Below are 19,495 nucleotides of genomic sequence, written 5' to 3'. Positions count from 1 at the left end.
AGGGAGGTCGCCATGACCGTCACCAGCGAAGCCACCACGTCATGGAAGGGCACGCTCGCCGAAGGCTCCGGCGAGGTCTCCTTCGTCTCGTCCGGATTGGGCGCCTATCCGGTCAACTGGAAGGCGCGCAGTGAGGGCTCCACGTCCGTCACCACGCCCGAGGAGCTCATCGCCGCGGCCCACGCGTCCTGCTTCTCGATGGCCCTCTCCCACGCCCTCGGCCAGAACGGCACCCCGCCGGAGTCGATCGAGACCACCGCGTCGGTGACCTTCGTTCCGGGCACCGGGATCTCCGGCAGCCACCTGAACGTCAACGCCGTGGTCCCCGGGCTCTCCGCGGAGGACTTCGACCGGATCGCCGAGGACGCGAAGTCCGGGTGCCCCGTCTCCCAGGCGCTCGCCGGGATCGAGATCACCCTCGAGGCAACGCTTGCCTGAGGACCGCCCGCTCTCCCACGTGGTCGTGGCCGGGGCTTCGGGACTGATCGGCCGGGCACTGCGCACCGCCCTGATCGCCCGTGGGGTCCGGGTGACCTCCCTCGTGCGGCGACCCGCTTCGGGCGCCGATGAGGTGTCCTGGCTCGTCGACGACGACTCCCTCGATCCCGATGTCCTCGCCGGTGCCGACGCCGTCATCGGCCTCAACGGCGCCAGCATCGGCCGCTTCCCCTGGACGCCGCGGTACAAGAACACCCTCCTGTTCTCCCGGGTCACGCCGACGCGGGCGATCGCGGGTGCCGTGAAGGCCCTCGGCGACGATGCGCCGGCCTTCGTCAGCGCCTCCGCCGTCGGGTACTACGGTTCCGCCCCCGGGGTGCGTCTGGAAGAGTCCTCCCCCCGGGGCGAGACCTTCCTCGCGGACGTCTGCGGCGAGTGGGAGTCGGCCGCGCAGAGCGCCGGTCCCCGCGCACGGGTCGCCCTGCTGCGCACCGCCCCCGTCGTCCATCGTGACGGTGTGCTCAAGCCCCTGATGCTGCTCACGCGGTTCGGACTCGGCGGCCCGATCGGGCGGGGCACCCAGGCGTGGCCGTGGATATCGCTGGACGATGAGATCGGAGCGATCCTCCACGTCCTCGACGCGCAGCTGAGCGGTCCCGTCAACCTCACTGGTCCGACGCGGGCCACCGCGAACGACCTGGGATTCGCCCTCGCCGTGCGGATGAATCGCCCGTTCGTGCTCCGCGCACCGGAGTGGGCGCTGCGTCTGGGACTGGGGCGGGACGCCACGGAGGCGCTCCTGACCTGCGACGCGGACGTCGCGCCCGCGGTTCTGTCGGACTCCGGCTACCGCTTCACCCATCCCACGGTGGAAGAGGCGGTCGCGGCCGCGGTCGGCTGATCAGGCGCGACGGTCGCCCCGCTCGAGCCGGATCGCTGCGCGGACTGCCTCGCGTGCGCGACGGCGATCGCCCGCGGCGTCGTAGGCGAGGCCGAGTCGGTACCAGGCGCGCCAGTCGTCCGGATGCGCGGTGACGTCGTCGCGGAACTGCGGGAACAGTTCCTCGCCCTCGCTGCGCACGATACGGCCGCTCGGCCGCACGGAGACGGTGGCGTCGGGCAGGCCGTCCTCGTCCTCCAGTCGGCGGCCGAGGCGCTGCGCCCGCACGCCGAACCAGAGTTCCCGGCCGAGCGCCCACACCGCCATGAGCGGGAGCACGACGAGCGCGACGCCCATGGCGACGCCCACCGGATCGCCACTGGCGAGGAAGATGACCGCGCGCTGGCCGACCAGCACGATGTACAGCCCCAAGGCGATGGCCATCACGGCCACGCCGATGCGAGCGCTCATGCTCCTGTGGCGCGGGCGACCTGACCGGGGGCGCCGCCGTCATCGACGCCGCCGTCGCCGCCGTCCGACGTGGGGCGACGGATGCCGATGTCGATGAGGCTGTCCAGGCCCACCGTCACTCCCCGTAAGTCCCGGATGGCGCTCAACGCGAGTCGGATGCCGGGGCCGTAGGCCTGAGCGGGGTCGACAGTGTCGTGGACGATCGACAGGGCCTCCCCGGGGCCGGACAGGATCGTCTCCTGACGGGCCACGACGCCCGGACGCCGGAGCGAATGCACCGGGACACTCGCGACCCGCTGACCGCGGGCGCGCTGGTCGACGTGCGGCGCGACCACCGGTCCGACCTCGCGACGGGCGGCTGCGATGAGTTCCGCCGTTCTCACCGCGGTGCCGCTGGGCGAGTCGATCTTGGTCTCGCGGTGCGCTTCGATGATCTCCACCGAGGGGAAGAACGGAGCCGCCGCCGCTGCCAGCGCCGATCCGAGCACGGACCCCAGCGAGAAGTTGGGGACGAAGAGCGCCCCGATCCCGGCCGACTGGATCGCCGGACGTACCAGGCCGATCCGCTCGGCGGACCATCCCGAGGTGCCGACGATGACGTCGATCCCCCGCTCGGCCGAGGCGCGCACGACGTCGATGGACACCGCCGGCACCGATGCGTCGATCACGAGGTCGGCCCCATCGAGATCGTCCAGGGGGGACCGGGAGGTCAGCACCGCCGAGATCTCGTAGTCCTTCTCCGCGTCGAGGACATCGCAGATGATGCGTCCGAGTTTGCCGGTGCCGCCCACGATGGCCACGCGCGTCGTCATGCGCTCCATCCTAGGCGCGGCTCAGAAGGCGTACGGCTCGGGGAGGCCGGTGCGCATCTCCACCGGCAGGTGCGCGGTGTCGTTGTGGGACAGCACTGTCCACGGGCGTCCCTGCTTCTGAGCGAGCACCGTCAGGCCGCAGTGGGCCTGATTGAGCGTCATCCATCGCCACTCGGGCGCTTGGAGGACCTCTCGCACGAACCACGCGATGACGAAGTTGTGGGTGATCAGCAGTTCGTGCACGTCCTCGGTACGGCGCACGAGGAAGGCGCTGACCGCGTCGTCCATCTGCGCGCGTCCGGCCTCGACCTCCGCCTCGGTGATGGATCCGAAGAACGGCTCGAACACCGCGGGCGTCTCGGGGGTCATCCCCGTCGGGATGCAGTCGAACAGCAGAGCGGACGGCTGCGGAGACACCGACGGCATGCGTTCGGCGACGGCATCCGCGGTCTGACTGGCGCGCATGAGCGGCGAGTGCCACACGGCGTCGAACGGGACTCCCGACAGGCGGTCGGCGAGGAGCGAGGCCTGACGGCGGCCGCGCGGAGAAAGAGGTCCGTCGATGAGTCCGTGCTCGGCGTCCTGGTGTTCGCCGTGCCGCACGAGGTAGATGTAGTGCGTCACGCTGCTCACTTCGTCGGGGATCCGGTGCCCGCGGGCACGTCTTCCCACCCTATGTCAGAGCGCGCGGATGCCGCACACCCCGGCCCCGCTACTGCGAGGCTCGTCCGATCTCTGCGAGCTGGGACCGGCTCAGTCGCACCCCGACACCCTGCACCAGCTCCTCGACATGGGCCGGGGCGTAGGCGTTGACGATCGGCGCCGTCACCAGTCTCTGGGACAGCAGCCACGCCACCGCCACCGCGGCATCGGGGACACCGAGTTCGACTCCGACCTCGTCGAGCGCGCGCAGCGTGCGCGAACCGCGCCGGTTCAGGTGCGCGGCCATCTGCGCGCCGCGCACCGACAGGCCGGTACGGACACGGGAGCGGTGGCGCCCCGAGAGGAAGCCGTGCTCCAGTGCATGGCTCGGAGTGACCGCCATCCCCTGGGCACCGGCGACGAGGCGGAGATCGGCGTCGAACTCGTGGCGGCGGAGCACGTTGAACGGTACGTCCAGGACGGTCAGACGCGGGTAGCCGGCCGACGAGAGGATGCGCGCCTCGACCAGCTGGGCGGCCGTGTAGCCGGCTGCCCCGATGGCCCGCACCTTTCCGGAGTCCACCAGCCATTCGACGGTCGCGAGGGTGTCCTCGAGCGCTGTCGCCGAGTCGGTCATCGCGTCGAGGGTGAGCACGTCGATGCGATCGGTGTCCAGACGCACGAGCGAGGCTTCCACGGCACGGACGAGACTGACCGGCCCGAGACCCGGGTTGTCGGGGTGCCCTCCGACCTTGACGGTGAGGACGATGTGGTCGCGCACGCCGCGCGAGTGCAGCCACTGGCCGATGATGTGCTCGCTGCGACCGGCAGAGTACGCATCCGATGTGTGCACGGCGTTCCCGCCGCGCAGGAGGTATGCATCGAGGATGTCGTGGCTCGATTCCAGATCGACGTTCCAGCCGAACTCGGCCCCGCCGAGGATGAGCGGGAAGACCGACAGTCCGCTCTCACCGAGGGCCGCCCGGACGGCGGATCCCACCGGCGGCCCCTGCACGGGGATCGGCGCGGACGGGTGCGAGGCCACGGCATCGGCCGATGCGCGCAGGTCGGGCTCCGTATGCGATTGCGTGTGCACTCGCTGCCACCCCCTCACGACGAGCCGCGACAGGTGCGCAGATACCGTGTCCGCAGCCCCCCGGCGCGTTCTTCGAGAGTAGGCCAGCCGTGCGACATCGGTGACCATTGCGGCAGACAGTCCGTGAACATCGCATAACGGTTCGGTCACGGCCACACGCACGGCGCCCGCCCCGCGCGAGCGGGACGGGCGCCGTACAGAGCAGGATCAGGCCTCTGCGGGGGCCTCCGCGCCGTCGGCGGCGGCCTCTTCGACCACCGGCTCGAGGGACAGCTTGCCGCGGTCGTCGATCTTGGTGATACGCACGAGCAGCTTCTGTCCGACACCGAGCACGTCTTCGACGTTCTCGACGCGCTTGCCGCCGGCGAGCTTGCGGACCTCGCTGACGTGCAGCAGACCGTCCTTGCCGGGCAGGAGCGAGATGAACGCGCCGAAGGTCGCGATCTTCACCACGGTTCCCAGGAACTGCTCGCCGACCTCGGGGTTGGTCGGGTTGGCGATGGCGTTGACCTGCGCACGGGCCGACTCCGCGGCGGGCCCGTCGGTGGCGCCGATGTAGACGGTGCCGTCCTCTTCGATCGAGATCTGCGCACCGGTCTCGTCCTGGATCGCGTTGATCGTCTTGCCCTTGGGGCCGATCAGCTCGCCGATCTTGTCGACGGGGATCTGCACGCTGATGACGCGGGGGGCCGTCGGCGCCATCTCGTCGGGTCCGTCGATCGCGGCGTTGAGGACGTCGAGGATCGTCATCCGGGCGTCCTTCGCCTGCGTCAGCGCCGCAGCCAGAACACTCGAGGGGATGCCGTCGAGCTTGGTGTCCAGCTGGATCGCCGTGACGAACTCGCTGGTGCCGGCAACCTTGAAGTCCATGTCCCCGAGGGCGTCTTCGGCACCGAGGATGTCGGTCAGCGCGGCGTAGCGCGTCTGTCCGTCGACCTCGTCGGTGACCAGACCCATCGCGATACCGGCCACGGGCGCGCGCAGCGGCACGCCGGAGTTCAGGAGCGACAGGGTGGACGCGCACACCGAGCCCATCGAGGTCGAGCCGTTCGACCCGAGGGCCTCGGAGACCTGGCGGATGGCGTACGGGAACTCCTCGCGGCTGGGCAGCACCGGCACGAGCGCGCGCTCGGCGAGGAAGCCGTGCCCGATCTCGCGACGCTTGGGGCTGCCCACGCGGCCGGTCTCACCGGTCGAGTAGGGCGGGAAGTTGTAGTGGTGCATGTACCGCTTGCTGGTCGTAGGCGACAGCGAGTCGATCTGCTGCTCCATCTTCAGCATGTTCAGCGTCGTGACCCCGAGGATCTGGGTCTCGCCGCGCTGGAAGATCGCGGAACCGTGCACGCGCGGGATCACCTGGACCTCGGCATCCAGCGGACGGATGTCGGCGAGACCGCGTCCGTCCATGCGGACGCCCTCGGAGAGGATGCGGCCGCGGACGATGGTCTTCGTCACCGACTTGTAGGCGGCGTTGAACTCGAGGGTCGCCACCGCCGGCAGCTCACCGGCCTCGACGGCGGCGAGAAGCTCGGCCTTGACGCGCTCCTTGACCTCGTCGTCGGCGTTCTGGCGCTCGACCTTGTCGGCGATCTGGTAGACCGGCACCAGCGCGTCGTAGGCGCGGTGGGCGACGAAGTCGTAGGTCTGCTGCGAGTACGGAAGGAAGACCGGGAACTCCTTGATCTCCTTCGCGGCGGCGCTCGCGACCGAGTTCTGAGCTTCCACGAGCTGCTTGATGAACGGCTTCGCGGCCTCCAGACCCTGCGCGACGACCTCTTCGCTCGGCTTGGTGGCGCCGGCCTTGATGAGGTCCCAGCTGTGCTCGGTGGCCTCGGCCTCGACCATCATGATGGCCACTTCACCGTCGGGCAGCACCCGGCCGGCGACGATCAGGTCGAACACCGCCTCCTGCAGCTGCTCGGCCTTGGGGAAGGCGATCCACTGATCCTCGGCGCCGCCCTGGCCCGGGATGAGCGCGAGACGGACTCCGGCGATGGGGCCGGAGAACGGCAGGCCCGAGATCTGGGTCGACAGGGATGCCGCGTTGATGGCGAGGGCGTCGTAGAACTCGCCCGGCGCGATCGAGAGCACCGTGACGACGATCTGCACCTCGTTGCGCAGACCCTCGACGAACGAGGGGCGCAGCGGGCGATCGATCAGACGGCAGACCAGGATCGCCTCCGTGGAGGGGCGACCCTCACGACGGAAGAACGAGCCGGGGATCTTGCCGGCGGCGTAGGAGCGCTCTTCGACATCCACCGTCAGCGGGAAGAAGTCGAAGCCCTCCCGCGGGTGCTTGCCCGCGCTGGTGGCGGACAGCAGCATCGTCTCTTCGTCGATGTAGGCCGCGACGGCGCCCTGCGCCTGCTGAGCCAGACGTCCGGTCTCGAACCGGACCGTACGGGTTCCGAAGCGCCCGTTGTCGAGGACTGCTTCGGCGAAAGTGATTTCCGGACCTTCCAAGAGGTCCCTCCTTCTTTGTTTAGACTCGCACGCGCGTTTCGCGCGCGAGATCGTGCGAAGGAGCAGGAACAGGCAGATCTCGGCGTGCGGGTCTCCCCCGCTGACTCGCCAGCGCTGGCCACCAGTAGAAATCCACCCGGCGCAGATGCGACGAGGAGACCACCACAGGGGACCAGCTTCCTGCCGGCCTGCTCCGTGAGCTCATATGGAATTGAGCGGCCGCCGGAGCGACCGGAGTCAGCGTACCAGGACGGACCTGACCGCGCCGTGCACGTCACCCGGAGTGCGTCGCCGCCGCCCGGCCGCGGCCCCCGACGAGGACGTAGTCGTCGTGCTTGGCGCGGACGCCGTCCCCCGCCGTACGCCCGCGCATGCGCCGCCAGACCCATGGGAGGGCGTGTACCATCATCCACGCCCCGGCTGTCGGAGGGTCGACGGCCTCGTGCAGGGCCGCGTCCAGCTCCCCCAGGGCCTCGGCATCGGGCACGCCGAGGACATCCGCGGCGCGATAGGCGAGGAAGCGGTGTCCCCGGGAGCGGAGGTGCACACGGTCGTCCGCCCACATGGCGGGGTCTCCGATCTCCGGGAGCGCCTCGAGATCCAGCAGCATCGCTCCCGTCTCGGCGGCGATGCTGCGCAGCTCCGAGGCGAACACCGCGAATCGCCGTCCGAAGATGCGCGCCGCCCGGCGCCGGGGCAGGAACGGAGTGACCAGGAGCACGTCGGCGCCCGACGCCCGCAACGTCTCCACGGATGCACGCAGCTCCCGGGCGAGGCGTACCGGATCCGCCGCGTGCCCCACGAGGTCGTTCGCGCCCATGAACACCGACACGAGGTCGGGACGAAGCGCCAGAGCACGAGGGACCTGGTCCGCGGCGAGGTCGCGGACGCGCCGACTGCGGACCGCCAGATTCGCGTACCTCAGTCCGGCTCCGTCGTCGCCGGCATGGGCGAGGAGCTGAGCGAGCCGGTCGGCCCACCCCCGGTAGCGGCCCCGCGGTTCCCGAGAGCTGTCGCACAGCCCCTCGGTCAGAGAGTCGCCGAGGGCGATGTAGCGGCGCCACGGCAACGGGGAGCGCACTGCGGAGCGGACCACGGGGGACGGCGCCGCGGGACGTGTGCCCGCTCGGCGCAGGAGCGCATCGTCGATCGGGCGGAGCGCCTGCGCGTCCCGGTAGTGCCCGAGGAGTTCCCCGACACGCGCCGCCCACGATCGTGATCGCACCGACTCCCTGGCGGCGAGGGCGAAGGCGCGACGCTTGCCGGCGTCACCGACCAGGTCCACGACCCGCGCGCGCAGATCGCCGAGGTCGCCCGGCCGATACAGCCATCCGTCGACGCTCGAGCGCACGAGGTCGACGGGCCCGCCGGTGCCGGTGGCAACGACCGGAACACCGGACGCGAGGGCTTCCTGGATCGTCTGGCCGAAGGTCTCGCTCTCTCCGGGGTGCACGAAGACGTCGAACGCCGCGAGGGTGCGCGCCAGCTCCTCTCCGGCGAGGTGCCCGGTGAACACCGCCGACGGCATCGCCCGCTCGAGAGCGGATCGCGACGGACCGTCGCCGACGACCACGACGCGCGCTCCAGGGAGGTCGCAGAGGACGCGGAGATCCTCGACCTGCTTCTCGGGTGCGAGGCGGCCGACGTAGCCGATCACGAGGTCGCCGCCCGCCAGGCGCGCGCGCACGCGCTCGTCGCGCCGATGCGGGGCGAAGAGGTCCGCATCGACGCCCCTCCCCCAGTGTCGAAGACGGTCGACGCCGAGGCCCTCGAGCTGCCGGAGCGACGCGGTGGAGGGCGCGAGTGTCAGAGTCGCCCGTCGGTGCAGACGCGCGGTGTGCTGTTCCACGAGGGAGGTCGCGTGCGGAAGTCCGTAGCGGCGGGCGTAGGCGACGACATCCGTCTGATAGATCGCGACCGTCGGCACGCGCAGGGCATCGGCGGCGGCGACACCCTGCCATCCGAGCACGAACGGCGAAGCGAGGTGGACCACGTCCGGCTCGAAAGCGCGGAGGATGGTCGCCAGACGCGCCGCCCGGGCGAACACCACGCGCACCTGCGGGTACCCGGGGAGCGGCACCGACCGCAGCAGTGCCGTCCGGGCCCCGTACAGCGGAGCCCCGGGCGGGTCGCCCGCGCCGACTTCGTCGGAGCGCGGCGCGATGACGAGGGTGTCGTGCCCGGCGTCGGACAGATGCCGCAGGACGTGGAGCACCGAACCGGTGACGCCGTTCATGTGCGGCAGGAAGGACTCGGCAAGGAGCGCGACTCTCACGCCTCCAGCGTGGCCGCATCGCACCGCCCCGGGTGAGCGTTCTCCGTGGGTTTCGCCGACTGTTCATCCTCTGCTCGCCCCGACGACACCCCACCTCGAGGACCTCGCGCTCGACGGGGCGGCGTTTCGGTCGTAACGGTCTCTCGCGCGGTCGTCCCCGGGTGTGATCGGATGGAAGGGACTCGCGACGACGCGCGGAGGGGATGACGATGACCGACCGTGCATTCGCGCGCGGCAGTGCCGCCTCCCGCGTCTTCGCGATCGTGATGATCGCCGTCATCGCCGTCGCCGGGCTGACCGTCGGCGCGCTCCTTTGGGAGGCTCAGCGCGCTGCGCGATCCGAGGCGGAGCGCGTCACCGCCGCCATCGCCTATACCCTGTCCGTCAATCCCATGGTGGTGGGCGCGGTCGCCGACGACGATCCCGCACGCGCGACGGAGACCCTGCAGCCGGTCGCGGTCGGCGTCGTGGAGAGCACCCCGGCGGACTTCGTCACGGTCATGGACGTGGGCGGGATCCGGATCACCCACCGTGATCCGACGCAGATCGGTCGGCCCTACATCGGGACCATCCCGACGTCGGACTCTCCCCTCACCGAGGAGTTCGCCGGAACCCTCGGTCCCTCGGTGCGCACGATCGCGCCGATCCGCACGTCCGGTGACATCGTGGGCTGGGTAGCGGTCGGGGTGACCGTCGGGTCGATCGGCGAGGCCGTCCTTCCCCGGGTCCTCGTGGCCGGCGGGATCGCTGCAGGGCTCGTCGCCGCGGGTCTCGGGGGAGCCGCGCTCGCCCGCCGCGCGACTCGGCGGGTCGCCGGCGACCTTCCGGCGCGAGCCGTGCGGGACACCCTCGCCGCCGCCGCGTCGATGCGCACCCTCGGGGAAGCGCTCCGCGCGCAGACTCACGAGCACGGCAACCGCATGCACACCGCCGTCGCCCTCCTGGAGCTCGGCAGGACGGAAGAGGCCGTCAGCCTGCTCACCGCGTCCGCCCGGCAGAGTCAGATGCTCGTGGACGATGTCGCCGCGCGCATCGACGGCGATCCGACGGTGGGCGCGCTGCTCCTCGGCAAGGCCTCGCAGGCTCAGGAACGTGGCATCCGATGGACGGCCGAGATCGCACCCGATGCCCCGCGATCGCTCCTCACCCCGGTCGACCAGGTCGCGCTCGTCGGCAACCTGGTCGACAATGCGCTGGACGCCGCGGCGGCGGGGCCGGAGCCGCGATGGGTTTCGCTCACGATGGCGCGCACCAGCGAGGACGAGCTCCTCCTCACCGTTGCCGACTCCGGCACCGGTGTCTCGCCGCACCTCCGGCAGCGCATCTTCGAGCGCGGCTTCTCCACCAAACCCGCCGGCGAGACCGGACGCGGCTTCGGCCTCGCACTCGTCCGCGCCGTCGTGGACGATGTCGGAGGATCGCTCGTGCTGGCCGAGGGCGCCCCGACGACCTTCCGCGTCGTCCTGCCGACGGAGGCCCCGCGATGATCCGCGTACTGCTGGTCGACGACGAGACCCTGACGCTGGAGCTGCATCGCGGATACATCGACCGCATCGAAGGGTTCGAGGTCGTCGCCGAATGCTCCGGAGCGCGCGCGGCCGTCGCCGCGGTGCTCGAGGAGGCACCGGGGGCCCGCGTCGACCTCATCCTCCTGGACATGACGATGCCGGACGGCTCCGGCCTGGACGTCCTGCGCCACCTCCGCGCCCACGGGGCGGAGGTCGACGTCATCGCCATCACGTCGGTGCGCGACGCGGACGTCGTTCGCCAGGCGATCAGCCTGGGGGCGACGCACTACCTCGTCAAGCCGTTCACCTTTGCGGCGCTCCACGAACGCCTCGAGCAGTACCGCCTCTTCCACCGGCGGGCGACGGATGCCGCGGGGCCCGCGACACAGGCCGAGATCGATGCGCTGCTCGGTGCGTCGCGCCCGGTGGCCGCGGTCACCCTCCCCAAAGGTCTCTCTGCGACCACGCTCGCCCGCGTCCGCGACGACGTGCGCGGACACGACGGGGCATGGTCATCGGCGACCGAGATCGCCGAGAGGCTGGGCATGTCGCGGGTCGCCGCACGACGGTATCTCGAGCACCTGGTCGAGGCCGGCCGCATCGAACGGGGTGCGCGGTACGGCACTCCGGGCAGACCGGAGTCGGAGTACCGCTGGCGCCGCTGAACGACGGGACCCGTCAGGAGCCGGTCCCTCCCCCGAGCAGGTCCGCGAAGGACCGTCCCTCGCCGAGATAGTGGGCGGGATCGAACGGATCCGCTACGGTCGCGGGCGCCCGACCGACGATCGCGTCGGCGAGCTCTCGCGCGCCCCGGTCGATGCGGTCGCCGAGCGGACTCACCGTGTCGGCATCCGCTCCCCAGTCGCTCGACGCCGCGAACACGCCCGTCGACACGGGCTCGGCATGCAGATAGGCGAACAGCGGCCGGATGGCGTAGTCGATGGCGAGCGAGTGCCGCGGCGTGCCTGCGTTCGCGCCCAGAAGGACAGGCTTCCCGGTGAGCGAGGTGGGCTCGAGGACGTCGATGAAGGACTTGAACAGTCCCGAGTAGCTCGTGGAGAAGATGGGCGTCACGGCGATGAGGGCGTCGGCTGCCACGACACGTGCGATGACGGCCGAGAGCGCCGGTGGAGCGAAACCCGTCAGAAGGTTGTCGGTGATCTCGTGCGCGAGATCGCGCAGCTCGATCACGTCGACCTCCGCCTCCACGCCGCGCTCCGCGAGCGCCGTCACCGTCGCCGCCGACAGGCGGTCGGCGAGCAGCCGGGTCGAGGACGGGCTGGAGAGTCCGGCGGAGACCACCGCGATCCGACGCGTCATCTCAGGCTCCCTTCCGCATCGCCGCGGCGCCGAACGCCGATCCGCCCGCGGTCTGCCGCGAGGCTCCGTCACGATAGGGGGAACCTGCCGTGAGGTTGTCCCCGCGGTTGCCGGCGGGAACAGCCTCGCGCGGAGCCGCGTCGCCGTAGGCGCGCGCGACCAGTCCCGCGTGCGTCGGCGCGTCCGGCACCTCGACCGGACGGTCCTTCGCCAGTTCGCGCCGGAGGACGGGGACCACCTCGTCCCCGAGGATGTCCAGCTGCTCCAGCACGGTCTTCAGCGGAAGCCCCGCGTGATCGATGAGGAACATCTGACGCTGGTAGTCGCCGAACGTCTCCCGCATGCCGGCGTAGCGATCGATGATCTGCTGCGGCGATCCGACGGTCAGCGGGGTCATCTCGCTGAAGTCCTCCAGGCTCGGCCCGTGCCCGTAGACGGGGGCGTTGTCGAAGTAGGGCCGGAACTCCCGGACGGCGTCCTGAGAGTTCTTCGCCATGAACACCTGACCACCCAGACCCACGATCGCCTGCTCGGGGGTGCCGTGGCCGTAGTGCGCGAAACGCTGGCGGTAGAGCGAGATCAGGCGCTGGTAGTGCTCCTTCGGCCAGAAGATGTTGTTGGCGAAGAAGCCGTCGCCGTAGTAGGCGGCCTGCTCGGCGATCTCGGGGGTGCGGATCGACCCGTGCCACACGAACGGCGGGACGCCGTCGAGGGGTCGGGGGGTCGAGGTGAACCCCTGGAGAGGCGTGCGGAACTGTCCTTCCCAGTCCACGACGTCCTCCCGCCACAGGCGGTGGAGCAGATCGTAGTTCTCGATCGCGAGCGCGAGGCCCTGACGGATGTCCTTCCCGAACCAGGGATAGACGGGTCCGGTGTTGCCCCGCCCGAGGATCAGATCGGTGCGGCCGCCGGACACGTGCTGGAGCATCGCGTAGTCCTCGGCGATCTTGACCGGATCGTTCGTCGTGATCAGCGTCGTCGCCGTCGACAGCAGAAGTCGCTCGGTCTGACCGGCGATGTACGCGAGCGTCGTGGTCGGCGAGGACGACCAGAACGGGGGGTTGTGGTGCTCGCCGAGCGCGAAGACGTCGAGCCCCACCGCTTCGGCGTGCCGGGCCACGGTGATGGTGTTGCGGATCTTCTCCGCTTCGCTGGGCGTGCGTCCGTCGGTGGGGTCTTCGGTGATGTCGCTCACCGTGAAGATGCCGAACTGCATCGCGGGCCACGGGGTGGTGTCGTTCACGATCTCTCCGCTCTGGGTCCTCGGGATCCTCCGAGGCCAATCTATGCAAATGAATGCATCCCCTGCAACGCCGACGCTCTCAGAGTATTCCCGGAGGTCCGCCAGGAGTAACGTGGCGGCGTCATGAGCGAAACCACGCCACCCCGGAAGACGCGAACGCCCTTCTGGGACAACGCGCGATTCGCGGCGATCATCCTCGTCGTCGCGGGTCACGCGATCCAGCGCCTCACCTACGACTCGGATGCCGCGTACGCGGTGTATCTGGCGATCTACGCCTTCCACATGCCCGCGTTCGCGATCATGGCCGGGTACTTCTCCAAGTCCGGGGCCCCGACGTCCCGACAGATGGCGCGCGTGCTCACCGACATCGTGATCCCCTACGTGATCTTCGAGACCGTCTGGTCCCTGCTGTCGTGGGTGATCGACGGCAACCCGGGAATCGACGTCACCCAGCCGTCGTGGACGCTCTGGTTCCTCCTCGCGCTGGCGATCTTCCGCGTCGCACTCCCCTACCTGGCCCTCCTCCGGTGGCCGCTGCTGTGGACGGTCGCGATCTCCGTCGGCGCGGGGTACCTCACCCACGTCGATGCGACCTTCTCGCTGTCGCGCGCGCTGGGCCTCCTCCCCTTCTTCACGCTGGGATGGTGGCTACACGAGCACGACATCGTCGAACGGCATCGGCTCCTCCGCCCGCGCCCGTGGCCGCTCGTCGTGTCCGCCGCGGCGATCCTCCTCGGCGCCCTGGCGATCGCGTGGCTCTTCTCGGACACCTGGCGCGATGTCGGCCTCGGCACGTGGATGTTCTATCGCGACGACTACTCCAGCCTCGGCGTCGCCGCATGGTGGGCGGGCGGCATCCGCCTGCTGCTGATCGCGGTCGCCCTCGTGCTGAGCGCCGCGTTCTTCGTCCTCATCCCCCGCGGACAGAAGCGCTGGACGACCCTCGGCCAATACACGATGTACGTCTATCTCCTGCATACCTTCGTCCTCTATCCGTTCCGCGAGACCGGCGTCCTCCGGGACGCGCGCCCGGACTGGGTCTGGCTTCCCGCGGTGCTGCTGGCATCGGTGGCCATCGCGGTGGTCCTGTCGTCCGGGGCCGTCCGTCGCGTCTTCCGGCCGCTGGTCGAACCGCGTCCGGCCTGGCTCTTCGCCGACCCCACGCTCGCCGGACGCGAAGGGCGCCGCACCGACCCGACGGGCGCCCGCCGGCCCGAGCGGTAACGCGAGGCAACACGCTCCGACCGCGGGCGGCCTTGGGCGTATCGTCGGGGGATGTCCGAGCTGTCCCTGCCGATCCTCGACCTGTCCGACCTCGACGCCGGCGCGGAGAACGCCGCACGCTTCCGCGCCGAGCTCCGCCGCGCCGCGCACGAGGTCGGCTTCTTCTACCTCACCGGAACCGGTATCCCATCGCAGCTCGAGGCGGATCTCCTGCGGGTCTCCCGCGCCTTCTTCGCCCTGCCGGAAGCGGACAAGCTCGCGATCGAGAACATCCGCAGTCCGCACTTCCGGGGCTACACCCGCGTCGGCGGCGAGCGCACCCAGGGACGGGTCGACTGGCGCGAGCAGATCGACGTCGGACCCGAGCTCCCCGCCATCGAGGATCCGACCGCGCCCGATCACGCCCGACTCGTCGGACCGAACCTGTGGCCGCCGGCACAGCCCGAGCTGCGCGTCGTCCTCGACGAGTGGCAGCGGCATCTCATCACGGTCTCCCGACGACTTCTCGGCGCGTGGGCACAGGCGCTCGGCGCCCCCGAGACGTTCTTCGACGCGTCCTTCGCCGAGCCCGCGACCCTGCTGAAGGTCGTGCGCTACCCCGGGACCACGGCGCCGGAGCCGCAGCAGGGTGTCGGAGCGCACAAGGATGCCGGCGTCCTCACCCTGCTCTGGGTGGAGCCGGGCCGCGGTGGACTGCAGGTCGAGAAGGCGGGGACCTGGGTGGACGCACCGCCGGTCGAGGGCGCCTTCGTGGTGAACATCGGCGAGATGCTGGAGTACGCCACGCAGGGGTATCTGGTGGCGACGAACCACCGGGTCGTCTCCCCGCGGTTCCCGGAGGATCGCATCTCGGTGCCGTTCTTCTTCAACCCCGCCCTCGACGCCCGCCTGCCGCTCATCGAGCTCCCGAAGGACCTCGCCGCGGCGGCACGCGGCGTCACGCAGGACCCCGCGAACCCGATCCACGCGGTCTTCGGCGACAACGCCCTGAAGTCACGACTGCGTGCGCATCCCGACGTCGCCGAGATCCACCACGCCGATCTCCTTGCCCGGCGTCGCGCGGACGACATCGCCTGAACGGCGACGCTCGGGCGGTGAGACCTCCGGGAACGACGAAGGCCGCCCCACACCTGGGGCGGCCTTCCAAGAAAGTTTTGCGCGATTGAACGCTGGTGCGTGCTCCGCGTCAGACGCGGTGCTCGACCTCCGGTCGCGTCAGCGACGCAGACCCAGGCGCTCGATCAGCGAGCGGTAGCGCTCGATGTCGATGTCCTGGAGGTAGCCGAGCAGACGACGGCGCTGGCCCACGAGCAGGAACAGCCCACGACGCGAGTGGTGGTCGTGCTTGTGCTGCTTCAGGTGCTCGGTCAGGTCCTTGATGCGCTGCGACAGCATCGCGACCTGCACCTCGGGGGATCCGGTGTCACCGGGGTGCGTCGCGTACTCTTCGATGATCGCCTTCTTGACATCTGCTTCAAGTGCCATAGATTCGATCCCCTCTCTGCTTGTTGCGCGGCGCCCGACGCAGGATGCGTGAGCTCTCTTTCTCCGCGGCCGATCCAACGGCAACTGCACGAGTCTACCAGGTGCCGCACGCGGGCGATGTCGCGGGGCGGCGCTAGAGTCGGGCGGTGACCGCCGATGCCCCCGCCCGCGACCTCGCGCGGGGTTCCCGCGCCTCCATCGCGATCCAGTTCATCCTCTGCGGGACCATCTGGGGATCGAGCTTCCTGTTCATGAAGATCGCACTCACCGGGATGTCGCCGGGACAGGTCGCGTGGTCCCGCCTGGTCCTGGGCGCCCTGACCCTCGGCGTCTTCGTCGCGCTGCGTCGCGATCGACTCCCCCGCAGCCTCGCGGTCTGGGGTCACATGACGGTCCTGGCGGTGTCGTTCTGTGTCGCACCGTTCCTCCTCTTCTCGTGGGCGCAGCAGTACGTCACGAGCGGACTCGCCAGTATCTTCAACGCGACCACGCCGATCATGACGGCGATCATGGCGTGGGCCGTGTTCCGCGTCGAGCGCCTCGGCGCCACGCAGATCCTCGGCATCCTCCTCGGGATCGCCGGCGTCGCCGTCATCATCGGACCGGGAGCCGCCGAGGGAGAGGGGCTCGTGCCCTCCTTCGCGATCCTCGGCGCGACCGCGTGCTACGGGTTCAGCCTGGCGTACATGCGGCGCTTCGTCTCCGCCTCGGGCATGACGGCGCTGACGTTCTCGTTCCTGAACATCGGGATCGCGGCGGCGATCATGATCGTCCTCACACCCGTGGTGGCCCTCTCCCCCCTGCAACCGGACGTCCCGGTCCTCATCAGCGCCCTCCTGCTCGGCTGCCTCGGCACCGGAATCGCCTACATCTGGAACCAGAACACCGTCCGCGCGTGGGGGCCGACGCGAGCCTCGACGGTCACCTACATCACCCCGGTCGTCGGGGTCGCCCTCGGCATCCTGATCCTCGGCGAACCGCTCCACTGGAACGAACCCGCCGGGGCCGTGATCGTCTTCCTCGGCATCCTCCTCGCACAGGACCGCCTGAGACGACGCCCGAGGACGACGGAGGGGGCGTCAGCCGCAGCCGCCGCCCCCTCCGCTCCGGGTGTCACGCCTGGTGAGCGCCCTGAAGGTCGAGCTCGATCGTGACGTCCTTGCCCACGAGGACACCGCCGGTCTCCAGCGCGGCATTCCACGTCAGGCCGAACTCCTCGCGGTTGATGACCGTCTTCGCGGTCGCACCGGCCTTGTAGTTGCCCCACGGGTCGGAGCCGAAGCCGCCGAAGTCGACGTCGAAGGTGACGGGCTTGGTGGTGCCGCGGATGGTCAGGTCGCCGTCGACGAGGAAGTCGCCGTTCTCGATGCGCACACCGGTGGATACGAAGTCGATGGCGGGGTGGTTCTCCACGTCGAAGAACTCGGCGGAGCGGAGGTGCTCATCACGCCCGGCGTCCTTCGTCGTGAGGGAGGCGGCGTCCACCTGAGCGGTGAGCGTGGCCTCGAGAGGGTTCTCGGGGGCGGTGAGGGTCGCGCGCTTGATGTCGAAGGCGCCGCGCACCTTGGAGATCATCATGTGGCGGACGACGAAGCTGACCTCGCTGTGCGCGGGGTCGAGCTCCCAGACGCCGGGACGGTAGCCGGGGATATCGGTGGCAGTGGTGGTCATAGAGGTCAATCCTTCAGGTCAGGCCGCTCGGCGGCGGTTCGATCTCCCCAACCGGGGCATCCCACGATTCTATTCCCATGAATGAATCGAACCTGACCGGAACGTGAACGGGCGGGACCGGGTGCACCCCGATCCCGCCCGTTCTCCGTCGGTCTGTCAGCCGACGGCGACGAGGTCGATGATGAAGATGAGGGTCTTGCCGCCGAGGAAGTGGCCGCCGCCGGTGCCGTAGGCGAGGTGCGGCGGGATGACCAGCTCGCGGCGACCGCCCACCTTCATGCCGGGGATGCCGTCCTGCCAGCCCTGGATCAGGCCGCGCAGCGGGAACTGGATGGTCTCGCCGCGGTTCCAGGAGGAGTCGAACTCCTCGCCGGAGGCGTACTCGACTCCGACGTAGTGGACGGTGACGTTGTCGCCGGGCTTCGCCTCGGCGCCGTCACCCGTGATGATGTCGCGGATGACGAGGTCGGCCGGTGCGGGTCCGGTGGGGGCGTCGATCTCGGGCTTGGTGCGGTCGTCAGTCATTCCTCCATCCAAGCACGTGCCACGGGACCCTTGACAGCGACGGCGCGCATTCGGCATCCTGAGGGAAGACCAACTCAGCGCTCGGGAGTCACGCAGGCATCGCCGCGGCACCGGGCGCTGAGTCTTTCCCGGAGCATCCTTCCCCGACGGATCAGGGTGCGAACAGGGCCGCGCGGGCCGCCGCAGTCTTCACCAGCAGTTCCTGCTCGTCGTGGGCAGCGTACGGGTCGCGACCGGTGATCGCGCGCTGCCGCGCTGCCGCGAGGCGGGTCGCGTCGGCGATGAACGCGCGCATGACGGCCGTCCGGTCGCCGCGCAGCGTCCGCGCCCACGCCATCCCCGCCCTCCGCCCGGGCGAGGTCGCGAGCATCTCGACCTCCTGCGGCGTGAACCAGCCCGCCGCCGCGTACTCGCCGAGGCGGGTGCGCGTGAGCCGGGCCTCCTCGCGGCGCAGCATCAGCACGCCCAGGACGAACACGACGAACAGGGGCACCTGCAGGACGACGTAGAGGGCGAAGAAATCGCCGAAGACCGCCGAGCCGTTCCACAGCGCGTGCAGGGCGATCGCGCCGGCGAGCCCGAGAAGCCAGGGGCCGAGGGCCGCCCCGAAGGACGCTCCGCGCCGCGCGGCGAGACCGAGGGCGAAACCGATGAGGCACGTGAACATCACGTGCGCGAAGGGCGACAGGATGCCGCGGACGAAGAAGGTCGCCGTGACGGTCTCGGCGCCGCCCTCGAGGAAGCTCACCGCGAAGTACTGGATGTTCTCGGTGAAGGCGAAGCCGGCACCGATCAGGGCGCCGTAGACGATGCCGTCCACGGGACCGTCGAACGCGCGCCGGGCGGTCGCGAACAGCAGGAGGAGCCCCAGACCCTTCCCCACCTCCTCGACGATCGGCGCCTGGACCACGGACTGGAGAGCCTCACGGAGCGGAGTGTCGGCGGGGCCGAAGAGGGTGGTGATCCCGAGATCGACGGCGAGCGCGATGCCCACAGCGGCGACCGCGCCCCACGCGACGGCGAACACGACCAGACCGCGCGGTTCCGGCTCCCACCGGTCCACCAGCCGGACCGCGACGAGCACCAGCGCGAGCGGCACGAGAGCCAGGACCATCCCGAGGAGCGACGCCCCCGCCCCGAGGAAGGTCAAGAAGTATCCGACGAGCCCGACCGTGACGAAGGCGAGGATGCCGACCGCCCAGATCGGCGCCGAACGTCCCTTCCGTGCGGGCACCGGAACCACGGCGTCGGTGACCACGGTCGAGGGGATCGCGGCGGCGCTCGCGTGCGGCGGCTGGGCCAGGGCAGAGGGGAACGGCGGCGGCGTCAGCGACGGTCTCCCGGGAGCGGGACCGGACGGATTCGTCATGGCTGACAGCCTACGGTCCGCGTTCGGCGGATCATGATCACAAAGACCACAACGCTCCCCCGCCCCACCCGCC

The 19,495-nt window shown here is 70.3% G+C and carries 19 protein-coding genes; 7 read left to right on the top strand and 12 right to left on the bottom strand.

The window, feature by feature from the left end; all coding sequences use genetic code 11:
* The first annotated feature begins 12 nt into the window (after positions 1-12).
* The gene (locus AB0O93_RS12415) at positions 13-438 is read left to right on the top strand and encodes an OsmC family protein (protein WP_053547561.1); all 426 of its coding nucleotides are present in this window, start codon (positions 13-15) and stop codon (positions 436-438) included.
* Positions 431-1,339 (top strand): TIGR01777 family oxidoreductase, encoded by a 909-nt coding sequence (locus tag AB0O93_RS12410; RefSeq protein WP_363343756.1) that lies wholly within the window; start codon positions 431-433, stop codon positions 1,337-1,339. The genes AB0O93_RS12415 and AB0O93_RS12410 overlap by 8 nt, the downstream gene beginning before the upstream one ends.
* Here the strand turns inward: AB0O93_RS12410 and AB0O93_RS12405 are convergent, their stop codons facing one another.
* The 6 genes from AB0O93_RS12405 to AB0O93_RS12380 form a co-directional block, all read right to left on the bottom strand.
* Positions 1,340-1,789 carry a hypothetical protein gene (locus AB0O93_RS12405; RefSeq protein WP_363343754.1) on the bottom strand — a complete coding sequence of 150 codons (450 nt, stop codon included), beginning with the start codon at positions 1,787-1,789 and terminating at the stop codon, positions 1,340-1,342. It lies immediately after the preceding gene.
* Positions 1,786-2,601, bottom strand: coding sequence for a 4-hydroxy-tetrahydrodipicolinate reductase (gene dapB, locus AB0O93_RS12400; protein WP_363343752.1), 816 nt, complete (start codon positions 2,599-2,601; stop codon positions 1,786-1,788). Before dapB ends, AB0O93_RS12405 begins: the two co-directional genes overlap by 4 nt.
* A gap of 21 nt (positions 2,602-2,622) precedes the next feature.
* On the bottom strand, positions 2,623-3,225 hold the full coding sequence (locus tag AB0O93_RS12395; protein ID WP_301132784.1) for a histidine phosphatase family protein: 603 nt from the start codon (positions 3,223-3,225) through the stop codon (positions 2,623-2,625).
* An 88-nt stretch (positions 3,226-3,313) separates the two neighbouring features.
* On the bottom strand, positions 3,314-4,243 hold the full coding sequence (locus AB0O93_RS12390; protein ID WP_363343750.1) for an aldo/keto reductase: 930 nt from the start codon (positions 4,241-4,243) through the stop codon (positions 3,314-3,316).
* A gap of 303 nt (positions 4,244-4,546) precedes the next feature.
* Complete coding sequence (locus AB0O93_RS12385) at positions 4,547-6,802, bottom strand: polyribonucleotide nucleotidyltransferase (RefSeq protein ID WP_363343748.1); 2,256 nt, start codon at positions 6,800-6,802, stop codon at positions 4,547-4,549.
* Positions 6,803-7,076: 274 nt separating this feature from the next.
* Positions 7,077-9,077: a GDSL-type esterase/lipase family protein gene (locus AB0O93_RS12380; protein WP_363343746.1), complete on the bottom strand. Its 2,001-nt coding sequence runs from the start codon at positions 9,075-9,077 to the stop codon at positions 7,077-7,079.
* Positions 9,078-9,286: 209 nt separating this feature from the next.
* On the opposite strand from AB0O93_RS12380, the gene AB0O93_RS12375 reads away from it, so the two are divergent.
* Both AB0O93_RS12375 and AB0O93_RS12370 read left to right on the top strand, forming a co-directional pair.
* Entirely contained in the window at positions 9,287-10,564 is a 1,278-nt protein-coding gene (locus AB0O93_RS12375) for an ATP-binding protein (RefSeq protein WP_363343744.1), read from the top strand.
* Positions 10,561-11,250 (top strand): response regulator, encoded by a 690-nt coding sequence (locus AB0O93_RS12370; protein ID WP_363343742.1) that lies wholly within the window; start codon positions 10,561-10,563, stop codon positions 11,248-11,250. The genes AB0O93_RS12375 and AB0O93_RS12370 overlap by 4 nt, the downstream gene beginning before the upstream one ends.
* A gap of 13 nt (positions 11,251-11,263) precedes the next feature.
* On the opposite strand, the gene AB0O93_RS12365 is transcribed toward AB0O93_RS12370, so the two are convergent.
* Both AB0O93_RS12365 and AB0O93_RS12360 read right to left on the bottom strand, forming a co-directional pair.
* Positions 11,264-11,905, bottom strand: a complete 642-nt coding sequence (locus AB0O93_RS12365) for an FMN reductase (protein WP_363343740.1) — start codon at positions 11,903-11,905, stop codon at positions 11,264-11,266.
* Between the two features lies 1 nt (position 11,906).
* Positions 11,907-13,148 (bottom strand): LLM class flavin-dependent oxidoreductase, encoded by a 1,242-nt coding sequence (locus AB0O93_RS12360; RefSeq protein WP_363343738.1) that lies wholly within the window; start codon positions 13,146-13,148, stop codon positions 11,907-11,909.
* 123 nt (positions 13,149-13,271) lie between these two features.
* Between AB0O93_RS12360 and AB0O93_RS12355 the strand changes: the two genes are divergently transcribed.
* Both AB0O93_RS12355 and AB0O93_RS12350 read left to right on the top strand, forming a co-directional pair.
* Positions 13,272-14,372 carry an acyltransferase family protein gene (locus tag AB0O93_RS12355; protein ID WP_363343736.1) on the top strand — a complete coding sequence of 367 codons (1,101 nt, stop codon included), beginning with the start codon at positions 13,272-13,274 and terminating at the stop codon, positions 14,370-14,372.
* A gap of 51 nt (positions 14,373-14,423) precedes the next feature.
* Positions 14,424-15,449: a 2-oxoglutarate and iron-dependent oxygenase domain-containing protein gene (locus AB0O93_RS12350; RefSeq protein WP_363343734.1), complete on the top strand. Its 1,026-nt coding sequence runs from the start codon at positions 14,424-14,426 to the stop codon at positions 15,447-15,449.
* Between the two features lie 138 nt (positions 15,450-15,587).
* Here the strand turns inward: AB0O93_RS12350 and rpsO are convergent, their stop codons facing one another.
* On the bottom strand, positions 15,588-15,857 hold the full coding sequence (rpsO, locus tag AB0O93_RS12345) for a 30S ribosomal protein S15 (protein ID WP_053547576.1): 270 nt from the start codon (positions 15,855-15,857) through the stop codon (positions 15,588-15,590).
* Between the two features lie 146 nt (positions 15,858-16,003).
* Here rpsO and AB0O93_RS12340 point away from each other — a divergent pair, with 146 nt between their 5' ends.
* A complete protein-coding gene (locus AB0O93_RS12340; RefSeq protein ID WP_363343732.1) occupies positions 16,004-17,011 on the top strand; it encodes a DMT family transporter in 1,008 nt (335 codons plus the stop codon).
* Here AB0O93_RS12340 and AB0O93_RS12335 read toward each other — a convergent pair.
* The 3 genes from AB0O93_RS12335 to AB0O93_RS12325 form a co-directional block, all read right to left on the bottom strand.
* Positions 16,971-17,528: a YceI family protein gene (locus AB0O93_RS12335; RefSeq protein ID WP_363343730.1), complete on the bottom strand. Its 558-nt coding sequence runs from the start codon at positions 17,526-17,528 to the stop codon at positions 16,971-16,973. The two genes, AB0O93_RS12340 and AB0O93_RS12335, sit on opposite strands and share 41 nt — an antisense overlap.
* 156 nt (positions 17,529-17,684) lie before the next feature.
* Positions 17,685-18,053 (bottom strand): FKBP-type peptidyl-prolyl cis-trans isomerase, encoded by a 369-nt coding sequence (locus AB0O93_RS12330; RefSeq protein ID WP_363343728.1) that lies wholly within the window; start codon positions 18,051-18,053, stop codon positions 17,685-17,687.
* A gap of 151 nt (positions 18,054-18,204) precedes the next feature.
* Entirely contained in the window at positions 18,205-19,422 is a 1,218-nt protein-coding gene (locus AB0O93_RS12325; RefSeq protein ID WP_363343726.1) for a PrsW family glutamic-type intramembrane protease, read from the bottom strand.
* Between the last annotated feature and the right edge of the window lie 73 nt (positions 19,423-19,495).

It is taken from the genome of Microbacterium sp. NPDC077184 (genome assembly GCF_040687055.1).
Taxonomy (GTDB): Bacteria; Actinomycetota; Actinomycetes; order Actinomycetales; family Microbacteriaceae; genus Microbacterium.
This window is presented reverse-complemented; position numbering and strand designations above follow the sequence as displayed.

Bases quoted from the DNA above. Each gene is read 5' to 3' on its own strand.
- AB0O93_RS12415 (WP_053547561.1), top strand. From the start codon at position 13: ATGACCGTCACCAGCGAAGCCACCACGTCATGGAAGGGCACGCTCGCC.
- AB0O93_RS12405 (WP_363343754.1), bottom strand. From the start codon at position 1,789: ATGAGCGCTCGCATCGGCGTGGCCGTGATGGCCATCGCCTTGGGGCTG.
- dapB (WP_363343752.1), bottom strand. From the start codon at position 2,601: ATGACGACGCGCGTGGCCATCGTGGGCGGCACCGGCAAACTCGGACGC.
- AB0O93_RS12375 (WP_363343744.1), top strand. From the start codon at position 9,287: ATGACCGACCGTGCATTCGCGCGCGGCAGTGCCGCCTCCCGCGTCTTC.
- AB0O93_RS12370 (WP_363343742.1), top strand. From the start codon at position 10,561: ATGATCCGCGTACTGCTGGTCGACGACGAGACCCTGACGCTGGAGCTG.
- AB0O93_RS12365 (WP_363343740.1), bottom strand. From the start codon at position 11,905: ATGACGCGTCGGATCGCGGTGGTCTCCGCCGGACTCTCCAGCCCGTCC.
- AB0O93_RS12355 (WP_363343736.1), top strand. From the start codon at position 13,272: ATGAGCGAAACCACGCCACCCCGGAAGACGCGAACGCCCTTCTGGGAC.
- AB0O93_RS12350 (WP_363343734.1), top strand. From the start codon at position 14,424: ATGTCCGAGCTGTCCCTGCCGATCCTCGACCTGTCCGACCTCGACGCC.
- rpsO (WP_053547576.1), bottom strand. From the start codon at position 15,857: ATGGCACTTGAAGCAGATGTCAAGAAGGCGATCATCGAAGAGTACGCG.
- AB0O93_RS12335 (WP_363343730.1), bottom strand. From the start codon at position 17,528: ATGACCACCACTGCCACCGATATCCCCGGCTACCGTCCCGGCGTCTGG.
- AB0O93_RS12330 (WP_363343728.1), bottom strand. From the start codon at position 18,053: ATGACTGACGACCGCACCAAGCCCGAGATCGACGCCCCCACCGGACCC.
- AB0O93_RS12325 (WP_363343726.1), bottom strand. From the start codon at position 19,422: ATGACGAATCCGTCCGGTCCCGCTCCCGGGAGACCGTCGCTGACGCCG.